Below are 19,184 nucleotides of genomic sequence, written 5' to 3' on the forward strand. Positions count from 1 at the left end.
ATGACACTGTCGTGAAATGCACAGGGCCGGGAAACCGGCCCTTTACTTTTACAGCCACCGAGAACCGTCATGACCGTCACCGAGCAGTTGAGCGCGCTGGACCAGATCCTCGCTCACGGCGACCTGCACTGCCTGTTCCAGCCCATCCTGTCGCTTTCGGAAAGGCGCCTGGTGGGCTACGAAGCCCTTACCCGCGGCCCGTCCAACGGCCCCCTGCATTCGCCCTTGCCGCTGTTCAGCATTGCCCGCAGCAGCGGTCGTCTGAGCCAGCTGGAGCTGCTCTGCCGGCGCAAGGCCTGCGCGCGCTTCCGGGACCTGAAACTGGAGGGCAGGCTGTTCCTCAACGTATCGCCGGAATCCCTGCTGGAACCGACCCACCAGCCCGGCCGCACCTTGCAGCTGCTGCAGACCTTCGGCATCTCGCCCAGCGACGTGGTGATCGAGCTGACCGAGCAGACGCCCATCGAGGACTTCACCCTGCTCGACACCGCGCTGCACCACTACCGCGCCATGGGCTTCTCCATCGCCCTGGACGACCTGGGCGCCGGCTACTCCAGCCTGCGCCTGTGGTCCGAGCTGCGTCCCGACTATGTGAAGATCGACCGACACTTCATCGAAGGCATCCACCTGGATGCCGTGAAGCGCGAGTTCGTCGGCTCGATCCTGAAGATGGCCCACGCCTCCCGCGCCCAGGTGATCGCCGAAGGCATCGAGATTCCGGAAGAGCTGGCCGTGCTCTCAGAGATGGGCGTGGACCTGGTGCAGGGCTACCTGCTCGGCCGTCCCAACGAAACGCCACCGCGTGACGCGCGCACCCTGCTGCCGGAAGTCGACAGCGCCGGCGCCCTGCTCGCCGAAGATCAATCCGATCTCAACCCCTTGCTGCTGGAGCAACCGGCCGTGCGCGACGGCACGCCCATCGGAGATGTGCTGGAGGCCTTCCGCGCGCAGGCCAATCTCAATTCGCTGGCAGTGCTGGACCGGGACGACCAGCCAGTAGGGATCGTCCACCGGCACGCGCTGTCCGAGGCCCTGCTCAAGCCCTTCGCTCCGGAGCTGTATGCGCGCAAACCGATCAGCCGACTGATGAGCGATGACTTCCTCGCGGTGGAGCGCAGCCAGACGCTGCAGCAGGTCAGCCGCCTGTTGACCAGTCGCGCGCGGCAGCGCATCGAGGAAGACTTCATCATCACCCTGAACGGCCGCTACCTTGGCCTGGGCCGGGTGATCGACGTGCTCAAGCTGATCACCGAGCAGAAGTTACGCCAGGCCCGCCACGCCAACCCGCTGACCCTGCTGCCGGGCAACGTGCCGATTCAGCAATGCCTGGCGCGCCTGTTGCAGCAGGGCCGCGAAGCCGTGGTGTGCTACGTCGACATCGACAGCTTCAAGCCTTTCAACGATCTCTACGGTTACGCGCGTGGCGATGAAGTCCTGCTGTGCCTGGCGCAGTGCCTGGGCGAACGCGTGGACCCGACGCGGGATTTCGTCGGCCACATCGGCGGCGACGATTTCATGCTGGTGCTAGGCACGCAGGACTGGCGCGAACGGCTCAATCACCTGCTGGAGGATTTCCAGGGGCAGTGCCGGCGCTTCTACAGCCGCGAGCACCTGGACGCGGGCTGCTTCGTCGCGCACAACCGCCAGGGGCGACGCGAGGAGTATCCGCTGCTGTCACTGTCGATCGGCGTAGTGCAGGTGAAGCGTGGCGCCGGGCAGCGCCTGGATGCCAGCCAGTTGGCCGGGCTGGCCTCGGAGGCCAAGCGTCACGCGAAGAACATGCCCGGCTACAGCCTGCACATCCTCACGACAGATTGAGTCAGAGCCCCAACTGGCGGGCGCGCGTTTCGTAGCGCTCGGCCTGGGCCTCATCGGCTTCCAGGCCAGGACCGCCGCTGCGATACAGCTCGCCGAGCTTGCGTGCCGCCAGTGGGTGGCCCGCCTCGGCGGCTTGCGCCCAATAGCGTGCCGCTTCCTGCGCATCACCGACGTGCCGGGTATCGCCCTTGAGCGCTTGCACGCCCAACTGGTACGCCGCCTTGTGATCGCCTGCAGCAGCGGCGGCACGAAGCAGACGCAGGCCTTCCTCGCGCGCGCCGAAACCCTGTCCGCGGAACAGCAACAGGTGCCCGTAGAAACTCTGCGCACCGATGTCGCCCAGCGCAGCCATGCGCGAAAACTGGCCCTGCATCCAGGCCCAGGAACGCGGCTGGCGGACCATCCACGGCCAGCCCATCAGGCGCCGCGCCACGGCGTAACTCAACCGCGCACGCAAGCGCCAGAACAGCTCGCGAGGTGTCGCCACGTCAAAGCTCCTCGGAGTACTCGAACTCGAAGACTCGCGCCACTTCCGCCGCATGCCAGCCGGCGGCCGCGGGGCCATCCGGCGCGCCGGAGAAGCGACCGAGGCGTTCGACATACTCGAAAAAGCCGGTTCTCGGCAAACGACTGGCGCCCTGGCTGATCACCAGCGAACTGCGCAACGGACGGCCGGCGCGGGCATCCAGCGCGGCCAGATGCTCCAGCGCTGCGGTCAGCACCGTCATCGCCGGCGTCGGCAGCTGCAGGCGCTCGATCAGCGCGCGGTAGGTCAACAGGTGACGCTGACGGCGAGCATCTTCCAGCTCGCCGAGCAGGCCTTCCCAATGCTTGCGACTGATCTGCACGCTCAAGAAACGGACTCCCCAGTGCCAAGGGCACGACGCAGGCCGTGCTGGATGGCGTCGCTGGCTTCGCGTTCGCCGTTCTCGATCAGTTCCAGGTAGGACGGGCTGATACCCACCGAACGCGCCAATGTTTCAAGGGATAAGCCACGGGCTTCACGCAGTGTTTTCCAGTCCGGCTTTTCGTCGAGCGCCGGGGCGGAAACGGGTTTGACGACCTGCGCAACGCCACGGCCAGCAGCGGCCAGCAGGGTCTGGTATTCAGCCCAGGGAACCACGGCGTACTCCGCTTCGCCGTCACGCATGATGACTTGAACGTTCATGACAACACTCCTTGCAGGCGCCCATCTTAACAGCCTGATGCGCGCCTGTGCCGGCTATACTGCGCAGCGCCTCTCGCCACAGACATGGGGACCGACGTGCAGCGCTTGCTTCCGTTCTGCCTTTGCCTGGCCAGCGCCCTGTGTAACGCCGAGGAGCTGCGCTGGGGCTATTCGCCAAGCAACGGCATGCCCTACGCGGAAAGTATCGACCATGAATTGGCGCCTGGCTTCATCCGCGACCTGGGCGAAACCGTCGGACAGCGCCTGGGGCTCGAGGTTCGCTTCGTGGAAACGCCGGACAAGCGTGCCGAATCCGCGCTGGCACAGGGCGCAATCCACCTGCTGTGCATCAACAATCCGCAGTGGATGAAGGCGCCAGAAAAGCTGCACTGGTCGCCCAGCCTGTTCGAAGAAGAGGATGTCATCGCCCAGCGGGCTGATTCCGTCCTGCTGGACGATCTTTCCCACGCGGACGGCATTCGCGTCGGCACCAACCTCGGCTACATCTACCCCGAGCCACTGATGCAGGCCTTTGCCGACGGCAGGGCCAAACGCGCCGATGTGCGCGATCTGGATACCCGCCTGCACATGCTTGAGGCGCGGCGCCTGGACGCGCTGATCGACATGCGCCGTCCGCTGGAATTTCTTCTCGCCCAGCACAACCAACTGCCCTTGGCGATCAGCCGCAGCAACGTACAGCGCTACTCGATCCACTGCTCCTATGGCCCGGCCCTGCCGCTGGCGGCCGAGCGACTGGATGCCGTGCTGCAGACGATGGTGGATGACGGCACCATTCAGCGCCTGCTGGGCGAACAGAATGCGCGGGTGCGTCAAAGGCGCTGAATCGCCTCCGGCGGCGGCAATTGCTTCAGGGCCTCGCGGGTTTCCACGCCTTGTGCATCACGCCAGAGCTTGAAGGCGTCGATCTCCGCTTGCCAACGGCGCACTACCCAGGCCAGTACCGCAAGGTCGTCGAGGAAGCCGACACCCAGCAGCCAGTCAGGCACCAGGTCAACCGGCGAAAGGAAGTACAACAGTGCCGCCACCACCGACACCAGCGCCTGGGAACTGATACCGCGATAATCGCCACGGACCCACGCCACCAGCAACTCCTGCAGCAACTTCAGATCGGTCTTGGCCAGCTTGATCCGGCCACTCTTGCGCGACACCGCGAACAGCAGCGCCGGCAATCTCCCACCCGCAATGAAACGGCTGGCGAGCTTCAGGAAACGATCAAATCCCGGAGGCTTTTTCATCGATTCACCTCGATAGGAAGATTCGTACAGAGCGGGTTCAGGTTATCCACCTTTCCTGTGGATAACTCTGTTGAAAGCCACCCCCTACATCGCCAAAACGCCCGAGCCACGAGGCCTGCAGACAGATCGGCGATTTTTTGTTCAGCCCTGTAAATGCGTTAAAAATCATGCAGTTGCGGCTAAGCGATGGGCCGATCAATGTCAAGGGGAGGACATTGTTTCATCTGCGTCAAATATGTGCATAAGGGTAACACCGCGCCCAAGGTTACTTCCTTTCAGACCCTGCGGTCAGTACGCCGTTCCAGAGCGCTTTGCGCATAAATGAAAACGCCCCGTGGGTAACGGGGCGTTTTCTCTGGTACGAAGGTACTCAGTTACTTCTTCGGCGCTTCCGCGGCCGGTGCCGGAGCTTCTGCGGCATCAGGCTGATTCGGGTCCTTGATGGCCAGCAGTTCCAGGTCGAACACCAGCACGGAGTTGGCCGGGATGGTCGGGCTCGGGCTCTGGGCGCCATAGGCCAGTTCGCTCGGGATGAAGAGCTTGATCTTCTCGCCGACGTGCATCAGTTGCAGGGCTTCGACCCAACCCGGAATCACGCCGCCAACTGGCAGATCGATCGGGCTGCCACGCTGGATGGAGCTGTCGAAGACAGTACCATCGACCAGCTTGCCCTCGTAGTGAACGGTGACGACGTCGGAGGCCTTGGGCTGCGGACCGTCGGCTTTCTTCACGACTTCGTACTGCAGGCCGGACTTGGTGGTGACCACGCCCTCGCGCTTGCCGTTTTCCTCGAGGAATTTCTTGCCGGCTTCCAGCGCTTCGGAATTCTTCTTGGCGACCTGTTCTTCAGCGCGCTTCTGCAGGGCGGTGAAGGCTTCGGTCAGCTCTTCATCGGTCAGCTTCTGCTTCTGCTTGCCGACAGCGTCTTCGATCCCCAGGGCGACGGCTTTCGAATCCAGGTCATTCATGCCCTCCTGGGCGAGGCTCTTGCCCATGTTCAGGCCGATGCCGTAGGACGCTTTCTGCGCAGGAGTCTTGAGTTCCACTTCGGCGGCCTGTTTGTCGCAGCCCGCGAGAACCAGGCCGACCAGCGCGATCGCTGCCGCCAACCGATGTTGTTTCATGCTGAATCCTTGTCTTTGCGCCGTCATGGCTGAAGTAATGAAGCCGCGAGCTTATCAGGCGCTCGTGGCCAGTGGCTATGGGCAATAGGAACCACTGCAGGGGGAGAAGTTCCCACAGCAAACTTATAGGAAAATTAACAGGATAAGTCAGACGACCCGCACGGAATCGGTGTGATCGGAACAGGCAACTTTCGGCGGGAAGGCTTTCGCAGGAAGTCCTGGCTTCGATAAAACGACAGGCAAAGAAAAAACCCCCAGGCATTGCTACCTGAGGGCTTTCGAATTGTGGCGCAGCGGACGGGACTCGAACCCGCGACCCCCGGCGTGACAGGCCGGTATTCTAACCGACTGAACTACCGCTGCGTCGGACCTCGAGGTGGTGGGTGATGACGGGATCGAACCGCCGACCCTCTGCTTGTAAGGCAGATGCTCTCCCGGCTGAGCTAATCACCCTTCGTCTCGAAGTGGGGCGCATTCTACGGAGGACATTTGAACCTGGCAAGCCCCCGAATGAAAAAAATTTTCAGATGTTCCAAAGGCTTAGATGAAGAGCGTGAATGACGAAACGGGGTTGGCCTGAACCGCGCCGAACGGAATAATGGGTCCTTTGTGTCCAGGAGTTAGACCCTCATGTGGTTCCGCAATCTGCTCGTATATCGCCTCACCCAGGATCTGCAGATCGACGCCGATGCCCTGGAGAAGGCCCTGGCCAGCAAGCCGGCGCGCTCCTGCGCCAGCCAGGAACTGACTACTTACGGTTTCTCCGCGCCTTTCGGCAAGGGCCCGGACGCGCCGCTGGTGCATGCCAGCGAAGGCTTCTTCCTGGTCAGCGCGCGCAAGGAAGAGCGCATTCTCCCCGGCAGCGTCGTGCGTGACGCGCTCAAGGAGAAGGTCGACGAGATCGAAGCCGCGCAGATGCGCAAGGTCTATAAGAAGGAACGCGACCAGCTCAAGGACGAAATCGTCCAGACCCTGCTGCCGCGGGCGTTCATCCGCCGCTCGGTGACCTTCGCTGCCATCGCACCGAGCCTCGGCCTGATCCTGGTCGATACCTCCAGCGCGAAGAAGGCCGAAGACCTGCTCTCCACCCTGCGCGAAGCCCTGGGCTCGCTGCCGGTTCGGCCGCTGACCGTGAAGACCGCACCGACCGCCACCCTGACCGACTGGGTGAAGACCCAGGAAGCCGCCGGCGACTTCTTCGTCCTCGACGAGTGCGAACTGCGTGACACCCACGAAGACGGCGGTGTGGTGCGCTGCAAGCGCCAGGACCTGACCAGCGAGGAAATCCAGCTGCACCTGACCTCCGGCAAGCTGGTCACCCAACTGTCCCTGGCCTGGTCGGACAAGCTGTCCTTCGTCCTCGACGACAAGGTCGCGATCAAGCGCCTGCGTTTCGAAGACATGCTGCAGGAGAAAGCGGAGCAGGATGGCGGCGAAGACGCCCTCGGCCAGCTCGACGCCAGCTTCACCCTGATGATGCTGACCTTCGCCGAGTTCATCCCGGCGCTGATCGAAGCGCTCGGTGGCGAGGCAATGCCCGAAGGCATCTGATGCCGCACCAGGCGCCGCCCACAGGCGGCGCCTGACACAATAAGAAGGAAAGTCCCATGCGTGCCCTTGCCTCCCTCAGCCGCTTCTTCGGCAACACCTTTCCTGTCTGGGTCCTGCTCTTCGCCGTACTGGCCTTCTTCCAGCCTGCCTGGTTCAAGGGGCTGACCGTCGCCATCGTGCCGCTGCTGGGGCTGGTGATGTTCGGCATGGGGCTGACGCTCAAGGCCGAAGACTTCCGCGAGGTCGGTCGTCATCCCGGCCGGGTAATCATCGGCGTACTCGCGCAATTCATCATCATGCCGGGCACCGCCTGGGCGCTGTGCAAACTGCTGGCGCTGCCCGACGAAATCGCCGTGGGCGTCATCCTGGTCGGCTGCTGTCCAGGCGGCACGGCCTCCAACGTCATGACCTGGCTGTCGCGCGGCGACGTGGCACTCTCGGTTGCGATCACGTCGGTCACTACCCTTCTGGCCCCGCTCGTCACACCGGCCCTGGTCTGGCTGCTGGCGTCCGCCTGGCTGCCGGTCTCGTTCGGCGCCATGTTCCTGTCGATCGTCCAGGTGGTTCTGCTGCCCATCGCCCTGGGCTTCATTGCACAGCGCCTGCTCGGAGAGCGGACTCGCGTTGCCGTGGACGTGTTGCCGCTGGTGTCGGTGGTGAGCATCGTGGTGATCATTGCCGCGGTAGTGGCCGCCAGCCAGGCGAAGATCGCCGAGTCCGGCCTGCTGATCCTCGCCGTGGTCATGCTGCATAACGGGCTCGGGCTGTTGCAGGGCTACCTGACCGGGCGCCTGACAGGCATGCCGCTGGCCCAGCGCAAGGCACTGGCCATCGAAGTCGGCATGCAGAACTCCGGGCTGGGCGCAGCCCTGGCAAACGCGCATTTTTCGCCCCTTGCCGCCGTTCCCAGCGCGCTCTTCAGCGTCTGGCACAACCTCTCCGGATCGATCCTGGCCGCGGTGTTCCGTCGCATGACCGACGAACCATCCGCCCAGAAGACCGCCCCGCAATAGGGCAATACATCGGCGCCGGGTTGCCCGGCGCCCCACTTTTGTGCAAAATAATGCACATTGTGAGGACGACCTCACCACCTTCCGGTGCTCCAGCGGGGACGGCCCTTCGTATCCACCCACCGTCTGGAGAGCTCCATGTCCTGGATCATCCTGTTCGTCGCCGGCCTGTTCGAAGTCGCCTGGGCCGTCGGACTGAAATACACCGAAGGCTTCACCCGTCCGATACCGACCGCCCTGACCGTGCTGGCGATCATCACCAGCATGGGCCTGCTTGGCCTGGCCATGAGAAATCTGCCGCTGGGCACCGCCTACGCCATCTGGACCGGCGTCGGCGCAGTGGGCACCGTCATCGTCGGTATCGTGCTGTTCGGCGAGTCCATGGCGCCGGTACGCCTGCTCAGCGTTGCGCTGATCCTGTGCGGACTGGTCGGCCTGAAATTGAGCCACTGACGCTGTATCGGTTCTCGATACCGGCGGGCTGTCGCTTTCCCGAAAATTTGTCGGTATGCTGCGGGCCACTGTGTTTGCTAGGGTCACTGTGGCTCGTGACCTGGTGGGGCCATTCCCCACCACCCGGCTTCGACTGCACCTTGCAACTCAGGACGAGCGCGGACCTTGTCCGCAAAACAATCTTCAATAGTTCAAGGTGTAATTCCATGTCGAATCGTCAGACCGGCACCGTCAAGTGGTTCAATGACGCTAAAGGCTTCGGCTTCATCACCCCGGAAAGCGGCAACGATGTATTCGTTCACTTCCGCTCCATCCAGGGCAATGGCTTCAAGTCGCTGCAGGAAGGCCAGAAGGTCTCCTTCATCGTCGTAGAAGGCCAGAAGGGCCTGCAGGCTGACGAAGTTCAGGTTATCTGATCCTCGTCCTGCCCCACGAAAAAGCCCCGGCAATGCCGGGGCTTTTTCTTTTCCGTCGCGCAGCCTCAGCGAGCCGCGCCACGCAGTTCAGCCACCTGCTGCTGCAGCACCAGGCGCTTGGCCTCTTGCGGTGCCACCGGCTGGCCAGCCACCAGGCAGACCCGCGACCACAAGCGGCGCAGGAAGCCCTTCTGCGGATCGCGGCTGAAGAAGCTGCCCCACAGCCCCTGCAACGCCATTGGGATCACTGGCACCGGGGTCTCCTCGATGATGCGCTCCACGCCGCCGCGGAACTCATTCATCTCGCCATCCAGGGTCAGCATGCCTTCGGGGAAGATGCACACCAACTCCCCTTCGCGCAGGTACTCGGCGACCTTGGCAAAGGCCTTTTCGTAGGTCTGCGCGTCTTCGTTGCGCCCGGCGATGGGCACGGCGCCCGCGGTGCGGAAGATGAAATTGAGCACCGGGATGCGGAAGATCTTGTAGTACATGACGAAGCGCACCGGGCGACGCACGGAGCCGGCGATCAGCAGTGCATCGACGAAAGACACGTGGTTGCACACCAGGACGGCCGGGCCTTCATCGGGGATGGCGTCGAGGTTGCGGTGATCCACCCGGTACATCGAGTGGGTCAGCAGCCAGACCAGGAAGCGCATGGTGAACTCGGGCACGATCTTGAAGATGTACACGTTCACCGCGACGTTCATCAGCGAGAGCACGAGGAACAGTTCGGGGATCGACAGCTTCGCCACCGACAGCAGCAGGATCGAGACGATCGCCGCGACCACCATGAACAGCGCATTGAGGATGTTGTTCGCGGCGATCACCCGCGCGCGCTTGTCTTCTTCGGTGCGCGCCTGGATCAGCGCGTACAGCGGCACGATGTAGAAACCGCCGAAGATGCCGATGCCGAGGATATCCGCCAGCACAGCCCAGGACTGCGAATGCTCCAGCACCGCCAGCCAGGTGTACGGCTGCTCGCCCTGCGGGAAGCCGCCCGAATGCCACCACAGCAGGATGCCGAACAGGCTCAGGCCGATGGAGCCGAAGGGCACCAGGCCGATCTCCACCTTCTTCCCCGAGAGCTTTTCGCAAAGCATCGAACCCAGTGCGATGCCCACCGAGAACACCGTGAGGATCAGCGTCACCACACTCTCGTCGCCGTGCAGCAGCTCCTTGGCGTAGGTCGGAATCTGCGTCAGGTAGACCGCGCCGAGGAACCAGAACCAGGAGTTGCCCACCAGCGAGCGCGACACCGCCGGCCGCTGGCGCAGGCCGAGCAGGAGGATGCTCCAGGACTGGCGGAAGATGTTCCAGTCGATCTTCAGCTCCGGCAGCGCGGCGGCCGCGCGGGGAATCTTGCGGCTGGCGAGGAAGCCGCAGGTCGCCACCAGCACCACGGCGATGCCGACGCCAGCGGCGTAGTCCTGCCGCGACATCAGCACACCGGCGCCGATGGTGCCGCAGAGGATGGCGAGGAACGTACCCATCTCCACCAGGGCGTTGCCGCCCACCAGTTCGTCCTCGCGCAGGTGCTGCGGCAGGATGGAGTACTTCACCGGGCCGAACAGCGCGGAGTGGGTGCCCATGGCGAACAAGGCGAGAAACAGCAGCGGCAGGCTGCCGAACACGAAACCGGCGGCGCCCACCAGCATGATGACGATCTCGGCCAGCTTCAGCGCGCGCATCAGCGCGTCCTTGTTGAACTTCTCGCCGAACTGTCCGCCCAGGGCGGAGAACAGGAAGAACGGCAGGATGAACAGCAGCGCGCAGAGGTTGACCAGCAGGTTGCGGTCACCGCCGACGGTGAGGTGGTAGAGGATCGCCAGGATCAGCGACTGCTTGAAAATGTTGTCGTTGAACGCACCCAGCAGCTGGGTGATGAAGAAGGGCAGGAATCGCTTGGTGCCCAGCAGGGCGAATTGCGAATGTTGAGACATCGTCCTTGTTTACCTGCGTAGCGGCCTCGAGCCGGAATGACAGCACGGATATGACGGCAACAGCGTGAAGAAAAGCCACATTTTCCGCACAAATCCATTGCGCTGACGACAAATTCGCAAAGCGCGGGCCAAGAAAAAGCCCGTCACGCAGGACGGGCTTTTCCAGGTGTCGGCATCCGATCAGAAGCCGACGCTGCCCTGCACATAGAAGGTGCGCGGCTCGCCGAGGTAGATGCCGGCGTTGTTGTCGCTGGAGCGGGTGTAGTTCATCTGGTCGAAGATATTCTTCACCCCGGCGGCGACTTTCAGGTTCGACGCCTGCGGGCCGAAGTCGTAGCCCACGCGGGCATTCCACAGCACGTAGCCGGGGATGTTGCCGTACTGGCCATCGGCGCTCGGCTCGGTGATGTAATTGCCGGTGAAGCTGCCGTTGGAATTGGTGGTCGGACCGGGCGCGCGCTGCTTCGACTGGGCGAAGCCGTCGAAGTTGTAGGTCCAGCGGTCGTGCTCGTAGCGCAGACCGATGGTCGCCACCTGGCGCGAGTACAGCGGCAGGTCGCGGCCCTGGAAGCCGGGGATTTCGCCTTCGTAGGTCGCGCGGGTGTAGGTGAAGGTGCCGTAGGCGGTCAGGCCGGCGAGTACCGGGTCCAGCGCCGCCATGTCGTAGTGCGCCGAGGTCTCGATGCCCTGGTGCTTGGTGGCGCCCAGGTTGGTCCAGCCCACGTCGTTGCTGATGTACTGCAGCTCGTCGTCGAAGTCGATGTAGAACAGCGTGACTTCCCCGCCCCAGGTGCCGTTGTCGTAGCGAGTGCCGACTTCGTAGGTCTTCGCCTTCTCCGGCTGCAGGCCGCTGGCGGTGTCGTTGCCGCTGCCGCCCTGGCCGAGCTGGAAGTACTGCAGGCTGCCGAAGGACGTCTCGTAGTTGGCGAACAGCTTCCACTCGTTGGACAGGTGATACATCACCGCCAGCGCCGGCAGCGGCTCGTTGTAGTCCTTGCTGCGGTTCTTCTCCTGGACTGGCTTGCCCTTGTTGTCGAGGACCGGGCGCTCGTGCCAGTCGGTAGAAATGCGCTCGAAGCGGATGCCCGGGGTGACGGTCCAGTTGCCCACGTCGATCTTGTCGTCGAGGTAGATGGAATTCGCTTCGGTGCCGCCGGTACGATCCTGATAGACATGACCATCCGCCCCGGGAATCGGCGTCGGGGTGTTGTTCACGAGTCCGACCTGGCTGGCGCGCTCGTGCATGGCTTCCTTCAGGTAGCGGTAGCCGATGCTGGCTTCCTGGGTGGTCGGGCCGACCATGAAGATCTTCGACACGCGCGGCTCGATACCAAAGGTGTGGTAGTCACGCGGATAGGAAGCCAGGGTCTTGAGATCGCGATTGGCGATGGTGCTGCCACGGAAGCTGTCGCTGTAGTAGGTCAGCACTTCGACCTGGGTGAGGTCGTCGATCTGCCGCTTGTACTTGAGTGACACGTCCTTGCGCCGGCCGGTGAAGTTGTCGTAGTCGCGCACCGACTGGTACGGGTCCTTGTCGAACTGTGCCTGGGTCAGGCCGCCGGGCATGTCGGCGCTGCCGTCGTAGTAATGGAAACTGGCGGAGAACTCGTCGACGTCGGTGGGCGCCCAGTGGGTCTTGAACATCACGTCATCGATGTCGGTGGCGTCGTTGCCGTCGCGGTAGCCGGCGCCTTTCACGCCCGAGTACAGCAGCGCGGCGCCCATGCCGTTGTCGGCGGTACCGCCGAGGAAAGCGTTGTAGAGCTTCTTCCACCCGCCGTGGGAAGCGGTCTCCACGGTGCTGCCGACATCGCCGGAGAATTCCTTGGGAATCGCGCGGGTGACGAAGTTGATCACCCCGCCGACGTTCTGCGGGCCATAGCGCACGGAGCCGGCGCCACGCACCACATCGACACTGTCGAGGTTGCCGACCGACAGCGGGAACATCGACAGCTGCGGCTGGCCATAGGGCGCAACGGCGGCCGGGACTCCATCGATGAGCACGGTGGAGCGCGGCGACAAGCGCGAGGTCAGGCCGCGCACACCGACGTTGAGGGAGACATCGCTGCCGCCGGTGCCGTTGTTGTCCTGCACCTGCACGCCGGGAATGCCCCGCAGCACGTCGCGCACGTTCTGCGCGCCCTCTTCGATCATCTGCTCGAGCCGCACCACGGTGCGCGCGCCGGGGTGGTTCTGCACCACCTGCTGATCCGCCTCGCCGAGCCAGTCACCGACGACGGTAACAGTCTCCAGCGACTGGGGCTCTTCCTCGGCCAGTGCCGGCAACAGCGGCGCGGCCAGGGCTACGGCGATCGCCAGGCGCGACCATGGACGAACGTGCGACATGCTTCCCCCTCCGCGAGGACTTCGTGAAGGGGCGGGAAATTAGAACTGATTGTAAATTTTGTAAATGCAAATGTGTCGCAAATGAAAAAATATTCCGGTTGACTCGGATTCTCTTTTCGGTATCTCGAACGGCTGTTCATCAGACGCGGCGATAGGCCAGCAGCCCTTGTGTGATGGGGTTTCCCGGTGACGGGGAGAAAATCAGGTCGAACGGAACGAGCGTGCGCAAGCCTGGCGATACTCGCCGGGACCGACGCCATAGGCCTGCTTGAACTGTCGGCTGAGGTGGCTCTGGTCGGCGAAACCCAATTGCATGGCCACGTTCACCGGCATGCAGCCCTGCTTGAGCAGCGCCCTCGCCTGCTCCAGGCGACGCTGCTTGAGCCAGGCGTGGGGCGGCAGGCCGGTGGCCTTGCGGAAGACCCGGGCGAAGTGGAAAGGCGACAGCCCGACGGCGGCGGCCAGTTCCTCCAGCGACGGCGGCTCCATCAAGCGCGAACCCAGCAGTTCACGGGCGCGGGCCACGGCCAGGGGCTCGTTGCCCGCCGGCGGCGCCTCGGGAATCCGCGCGTGACGCTGGAACAGCATCAGCAAGGCTTCGCGCCAACAGGTCTGGCACTGCAGCACAGTCGCCTCGGAATCCAGCAGGTGGTGCGCAGCGAACAGCGCCTGCACCAGCTGCGGATCGAACACTACGCTGGCGTCGAAGGACGGCGTACCGCCTGGGCCGAGCTCCAGCTCCTCCAGCACGCCGGAAACCTGCGCCAGCTCCGGGTAGAAGCCGCGATAGCGCCAACCGTCCTCGTCGGCCTTGGAACCGGTATGAACCTCGTCGGGGTTGATCAGCACCACGCTGCCGGCCGGGGCGACGTGCTCGGCGCCGCGATGGTGGAAGCGCTGCGCGCCCTGCTCGATCATGACGAAGGCGAAGCCTTCATGGACGTGGGGCGAGAACACCTGCTCGATGTAGCGCGCGTGCAGCAACTCCACGCCGCCCAGCTCCTGGGCGCGCCAGAAGCGGGTGCGTTCGCCGCTCGCGTGATGTTCTGCCATGGTCCTGCCTCGATGTCGCACCGCCGCTCTGCAGAGCGCGCGGGTCGATCACCTTACACCGCCCCTTCAGCCGTTGAAACCGGCTTCCAGTGCGGCCTTCACCTGCGGCCATTCCTGGTCTGTGATGCTGTAGAGGATGGTGTCGTCGAGACGCCCGCCGGCCAGGCGCCGATGGTTGCGCAGTACGCCTTCGCGCACCGCGCCAAGCTTCTCGATGGCCCGCTGGGAGCGTTCGTTGCTGGCAGCAGTCTTGAACTGCACGCGGACCATCTTCCAGCTGTCAAAGGCGTGGCGCAGCATCAGGTACTTCATGGTGGCGTTGAGGCCGCTGCCATGCTGGCTCTGGTCCAGCCAGGTGGCGCCGATCTCGCAGGCCGGCAGCGCCGGGAGGAAATCCATGAAGCGCGTGGTGCCGACTATCTGGTTGCCCAGGCGCACCACCAGCGGGAGGGCGCGGCCCTCCCGCTGCTCTGCCAGGCCCTGGCGGTACCAGTCCGGGCGCCCCGGCGCACTCATGAACTGCAGGACGTCGCGATTCTGCTCCGCCAGCGTCACCAGGTCCGGCACGTCGGCCTCCACCATGGGCTCCAGGCGCAGGGCCCCGCGCTGCAAGGTGATAGGTAACGGTCTGAACATGGCGCCCTCCTCGAAACACGACGCGACATCATCGCTCACATCAGAGCGTAGCGGCCTGCTGAAGTGCCGCGCGCCGGCAGGCGCTCGACAGACGGACCGCGAAAAGGCCGGCAAGCTACCAGCCCGGCGTTCCACTCTCAAGTGTGAGGCGTGACACAGCGCCACTGAGACATTGGTAGCAGGCGTCTGACAGTTCCGGACTTTGGTGCGAAACTGCTGCGAGTGCTCCTGCGGGGGAGCCCGTTCACTTCCGGAGTCAGCATGTCGTTGTCCAGTGGGTTGATCGCAACGGTCGCCCTGCTCTACATGGCGGTCCTGTTCGCCATCGCGTTCTATGGCGACCGCCGTCGCGCCCCTCTTTCGCCGCGTGTCCGCGCCTGGGTCTACAGCCTGTCCCTGGCGGTCTACTGCACCAGCTGGACCTTCTTCGGCGCCGTCGGCCAGGCTGCCGACCAGTTGTGGTCATTCCTGCCGATCTACGTCGGCCCCGTGCTGCTGATGCTCTTCGCGCCCTGGGTGCTGCAGAAGATGATCATGATCAGCAAGCAGGAGAACATCACCTCCATCGCCGACTTCATCGCCGCACGCTACGGCAAGTCCCAGGCGCTGGCGGTCGTGGTGGCGCTGATCTGCGTGGTCTGCGTGCTGCCCTATATCGCCCTGCAGCTCAAGGGCATCGTCCTCGGCGTCAACCTGCTGATCGGCGCCGGCCCTGATTCCACCGGCATCCGCGCCCAGGACACGGCGCTGATCGTGTCACTGGTTCTCGCCCTGTTCACCATCGTCTTCGGCACCCGCAACCTGGACGTTACCGAGCACCACCGCGGGATGGTGCTGGCGATCGCCTTCGAATCACTGGTCAAGCTCACCGCCTTCCTCGCCGTGGGCATCTTCGTCACCTACGGCCTCTATGACGGATTCGGCGACCTGGTCGACAAGGCCCGGGTCGCCCCGCAGCTCAACGAGTACTGGAAGGAGACCGTGCACTGGCCGGCCATGCTGCTGCAGACCGGCGTGGCGATGACCGCCATCATGTGCCTGCCGCGCCAGTTTCACGTGCTGGTGGTGGAGAACATCGAGCCGCGCGACCTCAACCTCGCGCGCTGGGTGTTTCCGATCTACCTGGTGCTGGCCGCGCTGTTCGTGGTGCCCATCGCCCTCGCCGGGCAGATGCACCTGCCCGCCGGCGTGATGCCTGATTCCTTCGTCATCAGCCTGCCGCTGGCCGAGGCGCACCCGGCACTGGCCCTGCTGGCCTTCATCGGCGGCGCGTCGGCGGCCACCGGCATGGTGATCGTCGCCAGCGTGGCCCTCTCCACCATGGTCTCCAACGACATGCTGCTGCCCTGGCTGCTGCGCCGCAAAGGCGAAGCCGAGCAGCCCTTCGAGGTGTTCCGCCACTGGCTGCTGACCGTGCGCCGGGTGAGCATCGCGCTGATCCTGCTGCTGGCCTATGTCAGCTACCGCCTGCTGGGCTCCACCGCGAGCCTCGCCACCATCGGCCAGATCGCCTTCGCCGCCATCGCCCAGTTGGGCCCGGCGATGATCGGCGCGCTGTACTGGAAGCAGGCCAACCGCCGGGGCGTGTTCGCCGGCCTGGCTGCAGGCTCGCTGCTGTGGGCCTACACGCTGGTCTTGCCGGTGGTCGCCAAGGGCCTGGGCTGGCCGCTGCACGCCTTCCCCGGCCTGGCCTGGCTCGCCGGCCGGCCGTTCGGCCTGTCCATCGAGCCGCTGACGCTCGGCGTGCTGCTCTCGTTGATCGGCAACTTCGCCCTGTTCGGGCTGGTCTCGGTGTTCTCCCGTACCCGCGTGTCCGAGCACTGGCAGGCCAGCCGCTTCATCGGCCAGGAAATCTCCCAGAAGCTCAGCTCGCGCTCGATGCTTGCGGTGCAGCTGGAAGACCTGCTGATGCTCGCTGCCCGCTTCGTCGGCGAGGAGCGCGCGCGACAGAGCTTCATCCGTTTCGCCTACCGCCAGGGCAAGGGCTTCACCCCCAGCCAGAATGCCAACGACGAGTGGATCGCCCACACCGAGCGCCTGCTCGCCGGCGTGCTCGGCGCTTCTTCCGCGCGCGCCGTGGTGAAGGCCGCCATCGAAGGCCGCGAAATGCAGGTGGAGGACGTGGTGAAGATCGCCGACGAAGCCTCCGAGGTGCTGCAGTTCAACCGCGCGCTGCTGCAGGGCGCCATCGAGAACATCACCCAGGGCATCAGCGTGGTGGACCAGTCGCTGCGCCTGGTGGCCTGGAACCATCGCTACATCGAGCTGTTCGAGTATCCGGACGGACTGATCTACGTGGGCCGGCCCATTGCCGACATCATCCGCTACAACGCCGAACGCGGCCTGTGCGGCCCGGGCGATCCGGACCTGCACGTCGCCAAGCGCCTGTACTGGATGCGCCAGGGCACGCCGCATACCTCCGAGCGACTGTTCCCCAATGGCCGGGTGATCGAACTGATCGGCAACCCGATGCCCGGCGGCGGCTTCGTCATGAGCTTCACCGACATCACCAACTACCGCGATGCCGAACAGGGCCTGAAGGACGCCAACGAGAGCCTGGAGCAACGCGTGCAGGAGCGCACCTTCGAGCTGTCACAACTCAACCAGGCGCTGACCGAAGCCAAGGGCACCGCGGAAGCCGCCAACCAGTCGAAGTCGCGCTTCCTCGCCGCCGTCAGCCATGACCTGATGCAGCCGTTGAACGCCGCGCGGCTGTTCTCCGCCGCCCTCGCCCACCAGGAAAAACTGCCCGAAGAAGCCACCGAACTGGTGCGCCACCTGGACTCCTCGTTACGCTCGGCTGAAGACCTGATCACCGACCTGCTGGACATCTCGCGTCTCGAGGGAGGCCGCGTCAGCGCCGACGTCGCGGCCTTCCCGCTGAGCAACCTGTACGACACCCTCGGCGTGGAGTTCCGCGTGCTGGCCCAGGAGCACGGCATCGACTTCCACGTGCGCGGCAGCAAGCTGCGCGTGGAAAGTGATATCAAGCTGCTGCGCCGCGTGCTGCAGAACTTCCTCACCAACGCCTTCCGCTACGCCAAGGGCCACGTGCTACTGGGCGTGCGCCGCGAGGCCGGGCACCTGCGGCTGGAAGTCTGGGACCACGGCCCGGGCATCCCACCGGACAAGCTGCAGGTGATCTTCGAGGAATTCAAACGCCTGGACAGCCACCAGACCCGCGCCGAGAAAGGCCTGGGCCTTGGCCTGGCGATTGCCGACCGGCTCTGCAAGGTGCTCGGCCACCGCCTGCAGGTGCGCTCCTGGCCGGGCAAGGGCAGCGTGTTCAGCGTCAGCGTGCCGCTGGCTCGCCAGCCGGCACCGGCGGCAATCAACGGGCACAAGGTGGAAACCCCGGAGCAGCTCAACGGCGCGCAGGTGCTGTGCGTCGATAACGAGGACAGCATCCTCACCGGCATGAACAGCCTGCTCACTCGCTGGGGCTGCCGCGTGCTTACCGCGCGCAGCCGCGAGGAATGCCAAGCACTGCTGGAAGAGGACGCGCGCCCGCAACTGGCGTTGATCGACTATCACCTGGACGACGGCGAGCTGGGCACCGACCTCATGGCCTGGCTGCGTACCCGTCTGGGCGAACCGGTGCCAGGCGTGGTGATCAGCGCGGATGCCCGCCCCGAACTGGTGGCGCAGATCCATGCAGCGGGACTGGACTTCCTGCCCAAGCCGGTGAAGCCGGCCGCGTTGCGGGCATTGTTGAGTCGGCATCTGAGTTTGCGGTGATGGTCCTACGCGATGGTTTGATGCCCTCTCCCTAACCCTCTCCCTGAAGGGAGAGGGGACTGGTTCGGAGCAGGTTGATGCCGTGTCGTCAGCCGGCACGGACTGCTCCCTTCAGGGAGAGGGCTGGGGAGAGGGTCTTCCCAGCCAGTTCCGTACTCGACTCAAACCACCCTCCCCCGCCACTGCAACAACACCACCCCGGCAATGATCAGCCCGATCGCCACGAACCCTTCCGGCGACAGCCGCCGCACACTGAAACCCGCCCAGCCGAACTGGTCGCACAACGCCGACATCAGCATCTGCCCCGCCACCACGCAGGCCAGGAAAGTCGCCGCACCCAGCTGCGGCGCCAGCATCACCGCCACCGTCAGATAGGCCGCCCCGAACAGCCCGCCGAGCCAGCCCCACCAGGGCGTGGTGGCTATTCCGGCGGCGGCCGGAAGCGGTACGCGAAACGCCAGCAGCGCAACGATCACCGCCGCCAGGCTGACACCCAGCGAGGTCAGGCTGGCACTCAGCGGATGACCCAATTGGCGTCCCAGCAGCGAGTTGCTGCCCGCCTGCAAGGCAACCAGCGCGCCCACGCCAATGGCGGGCAAGAGCAGAAGCAGTTTCGACATCGAAAATTCTCCATGGCTTGTCGATGAGGCTCAGCTTCTGCTATCCATCCGGCTC

General features: G+C 64.5%; 16 protein-coding genes, 2 tRNA genes and 1 pseudogene. 7 read left to right on the top strand and 12 right to left on the bottom strand.

Annotated features, from left to right (window positions below; genetic code table 11):
- The first annotated feature begins 69 nt into the window (after positions 1–69).
- Positions 70–1,818, top strand: a complete 1,749-nt coding sequence (locus C167_RS0130185; RefSeq protein WP_017522047.1) for a bifunctional diguanylate cyclase/phosphodiesterase — start codon at positions 70–72, stop codon at positions 1,816–1,818.
- 1 nt (position 1,819) lies between these two features.
- Here C167_RS0130185 and C167_RS0130190 read toward each other — a convergent pair whose 3' ends face one another.
- From C167_RS0130190 to C167_RS0130200, 3 genes are all read right to left on the bottom strand, one after another.
- Positions 1,820–2,236: a sel1 repeat family protein gene (locus C167_RS0130190; RefSeq protein ID WP_235154366.1), complete on the bottom strand. Its 417-nt coding sequence runs from the start codon at positions 2,234–2,236 to the stop codon at positions 1,820–1,822.
- A 70-nt stretch (positions 2,237–2,306) separates the two neighbouring features.
- Positions 2,307–2,672 (bottom strand): hypothetical protein, encoded by a 366-nt coding sequence (locus C167_RS0130195; protein ID WP_017522049.1) that lies wholly within the window; start codon positions 2,670–2,672, stop codon positions 2,307–2,309.
- Positions 2,669–2,986 (bottom strand): helix-turn-helix domain-containing protein, encoded by a 318-nt coding sequence (locus C167_RS0130200; RefSeq protein WP_017522050.1) that lies wholly within the window; start codon positions 2,984–2,986, stop codon positions 2,669–2,671. The genes C167_RS0130195 and C167_RS0130200 overlap by 4 nt, the downstream gene beginning before the upstream one ends.
- A gap of 84 nt (positions 2,987–3,070) precedes the next feature.
- Between C167_RS0130200 and C167_RS0130205 the strand changes: the two genes are divergently transcribed.
- Positions 3,071–3,829, top strand: a complete 759-nt coding sequence (locus C167_RS0130205) for a transporter substrate-binding domain-containing protein (protein WP_017522051.1) — start codon at positions 3,071–3,073, stop codon at positions 3,827–3,829.
- On the opposite strand, the gene C167_RS0130210 is transcribed toward C167_RS0130205, so the two are convergent.
- The 4 genes from C167_RS0130210 to C167_RS0130225 form a co-directional block, all read right to left on the bottom strand.
- The gene (locus C167_RS0130210; RefSeq protein WP_017522052.1) at positions 3,817–4,242 is read right to left on the bottom strand and encodes a YkvA family protein; all 426 of its coding nucleotides are present in this window, start codon (positions 4,240–4,242) and stop codon (positions 3,817–3,819) included. The genes C167_RS0130205 and C167_RS0130210 overlap by 13 nt on opposite strands.
- Before the next feature lie 374 nt (positions 4,243–4,616).
- Positions 4,617–5,366, bottom strand: coding sequence for an FKBP-type peptidyl-prolyl cis-trans isomerase (locus tag C167_RS0130215; RefSeq protein WP_017522053.1), 750 nt, complete (start codon positions 5,364–5,366; stop codon positions 4,617–4,619).
- A gap of 286 nt (positions 5,367–5,652) precedes the next feature.
- Positions 5,653–5,729 (bottom strand) — tRNA-Asp (locus tag C167_RS0130220).
- A gap of 14 nt (positions 5,730–5,743) precedes the next feature.
- Positions 5,744–5,819 (bottom strand) — tRNA-Val (locus tag C167_RS0130225).
- 177 nt (positions 5,820–5,996) lie between these two features.
- Here C167_RS0130225 and rdgC point away from each other — a divergent pair.
- From rdgC to C167_RS0130245, 4 genes are all read left to right on the top strand, one after another.
- Positions 5,997–6,917: a recombination-associated protein RdgC gene (gene rdgC, locus C167_RS0130230; protein ID WP_017522054.1), complete on the top strand. Its 921-nt coding sequence runs from the start codon at positions 5,997–5,999 to the stop codon at positions 6,915–6,917.
- A gap of 56 nt (positions 6,918–6,973) precedes the next feature.
- Positions 6,974–7,930 carry a bile acid:sodium symporter family protein gene (locus tag C167_RS0130235; protein ID WP_017522055.1) on the top strand — a complete coding sequence of 319 codons (957 nt, stop codon included), beginning with the start codon at positions 6,974–6,976 and terminating at the stop codon, positions 7,928–7,930.
- Positions 7,931–8,065: 135 nt separating this feature from the next.
- On the top strand, positions 8,066–8,380 hold the full coding sequence (gene sugE, locus C167_RS0130240) for a quaternary ammonium compound efflux SMR transporter SugE (protein WP_017522056.1): 315 nt from the start codon (positions 8,066–8,068) through the stop codon (positions 8,378–8,380).
- Between the two features lie 206 nt (positions 8,381–8,586).
- The gene (locus tag C167_RS0130245; protein ID WP_015478234.1) at positions 8,587–8,796 is read left to right on the top strand and encodes a cold-shock protein; all 210 of its coding nucleotides are present in this window, start codon (positions 8,587–8,589) and stop codon (positions 8,794–8,796) included.
- A gap of 65 nt (positions 8,797–8,861) precedes the next feature.
- On the opposite strand, the gene C167_RS0130250 is transcribed toward C167_RS0130245, so the two are convergent.
- The 4 genes and pseudogenes from C167_RS0130250 to C167_RS0130265 all read right to left on the bottom strand — a co-directional run bounded on the left by C167_RS0130250 (position 8,862) and on the right by C167_RS0130265 (position 14,800).
- Positions 8,862–10,736, bottom strand: a complete 1,875-nt coding sequence (locus tag C167_RS0130250) for an MFS transporter (RefSeq protein WP_017522057.1) — start codon at positions 10,734–10,736, stop codon at positions 8,862–8,864.
- A 180-nt stretch (positions 10,737–10,916) separates the two neighbouring features.
- Entirely contained in the window at positions 10,917–13,082 is a 2,166-nt protein-coding gene (locus tag C167_RS0130255; RefSeq protein WP_017522058.1) for a TonB-dependent receptor family protein, read from the bottom strand.
- A gap of 201 nt (positions 13,083–13,283) precedes the next feature.
- Positions 13,284–14,135, bottom strand: coding sequence for a helix-turn-helix transcriptional regulator (locus tag C167_RS0130260; RefSeq protein WP_017522059.1), 852 nt, complete (start codon positions 14,133–14,135; stop codon positions 13,284–13,286).
- A gap of 66 nt (positions 14,136–14,201) precedes the next feature.
- A pseudogene (locus C167_RS0130265) lies at positions 14,202–14,800 on the bottom strand (GNAT family N-acetyltransferase).
- Between the two features lie 232 nt (positions 14,801–15,032).
- On the opposite strand from C167_RS0130265, the gene C167_RS0130270 reads away from it, so the two are divergent.
- Positions 15,033–18,509: a PAS domain-containing hybrid sensor histidine kinase/response regulator gene (locus C167_RS0130270; RefSeq protein WP_017522061.1), complete on the top strand. Its 3,477-nt coding sequence runs from the start codon at positions 15,033–15,035 to the stop codon at positions 18,507–18,509.
- A gap of 161 nt (positions 18,510–18,670) precedes the next feature.
- Here C167_RS0130270 and C167_RS0130275 read toward each other — a convergent pair whose 3' ends face one another.
- Positions 18,671–19,129, bottom strand: a complete 459-nt coding sequence (locus C167_RS0130275; RefSeq protein ID WP_017522062.1) for a DMT family transporter — start codon at positions 19,127–19,129, stop codon at positions 18,671–18,673.
- Between the last annotated feature and the right edge of the window lie 55 nt (positions 19,130–19,184).

Source organism: Pseudomonas nitroreducens TX1, from assembly GCF_000313755.1.
In the GTDB taxonomy this organism is placed as follows: Bacteria; Pseudomonadota; Gammaproteobacteria; order Pseudomonadales; family Pseudomonadaceae; genus Pseudomonas; species Pseudomonas nitroreducens_A.

What these genes read in the sequence shown, in the direction of transcription:
- C167_RS0130185 (WP_017522047.1), top strand. Translation starts at nt 70, where the DNA reads ATGACCGTCACCGAGCAGTTGAGCGCGCTGGACCAGATCCTCGCTCAC.
- C167_RS0130190 (WP_235154366.1), bottom strand. Translation starts at nt 2,236, where the DNA reads ATGGGCTGGCCGTGGATGGTCCGCCAGCCGCGTTCCTGGGCCTGGATG.
- C167_RS0130200 (WP_017522050.1), bottom strand. Translation starts at nt 2,986, where the DNA reads ATGAACGTTCAAGTCATCATGCGTGACGGCGAAGCGGAGTACGCCGTG.
- C167_RS0130205 (WP_017522051.1), top strand. Translation starts at nt 3,071, where the DNA reads ATGGGGACCGACGTGCAGCGCTTGCTTCCGTTCTGCCTTTGCCTGGCC.
- C167_RS0130210 (WP_017522052.1), bottom strand. Translation starts at nt 4,242, where the DNA reads ATGAAAAAGCCTCCGGGATTTGATCGTTTCCTGAAGCTCGCCAGCCGT.
- C167_RS0130215 (WP_017522053.1), bottom strand. Translation starts at nt 5,366, where the DNA reads ATGAAACAACATCGGTTGGCGGCAGCGATCGCGCTGGTCGGCCTGGTT.
- rdgC (WP_017522054.1), top strand. Translation starts at nt 5,997, where the DNA reads ATGTGGTTCCGCAATCTGCTCGTATATCGCCTCACCCAGGATCTGCAG.
- C167_RS0130235 (WP_017522055.1), top strand. Translation starts at nt 6,974, where the DNA reads ATGCGTGCCCTTGCCTCCCTCAGCCGCTTCTTCGGCAACACCTTTCCT.
- sugE (WP_017522056.1), top strand. Translation starts at nt 8,066, where the DNA reads ATGTCCTGGATCATCCTGTTCGTCGCCGGCCTGTTCGAAGTCGCCTGG.
- C167_RS0130245 (WP_015478234.1), top strand. Translation starts at nt 8,587, where the DNA reads ATGTCGAATCGTCAGACCGGCACCGTCAAGTGGTTCAATGACGCTAAA.
- C167_RS0130250 (WP_017522057.1), bottom strand. Translation starts at nt 10,736, where the DNA reads ATGTCTCAACATTCGCAATTCGCCCTGCTGGGCACCAAGCGATTCCTG.
- C167_RS0130255 (WP_017522058.1), bottom strand. Translation starts at nt 13,082, where the DNA reads ATGTCGCACGTTCGTCCATGGTCGCGCCTGGCGATCGCCGTAGCCCTG.
- C167_RS0130260 (WP_017522059.1), bottom strand. Translation starts at nt 14,135, where the DNA reads ATGGCAGAACATCACGCGAGCGGCGAACGCACCCGCTTCTGGCGCGCC.
- C167_RS0130270 (WP_017522061.1), top strand. Translation starts at nt 15,033, where the DNA reads ATGTCGTTGTCCAGTGGGTTGATCGCAACGGTCGCCCTGCTCTACATG.
- C167_RS0130275 (WP_017522062.1), bottom strand. Translation starts at nt 19,129, where the DNA reads ATGTCGAAACTGCTTCTGCTCTTGCCCGCCATTGGCGTGGGCGCGCTG.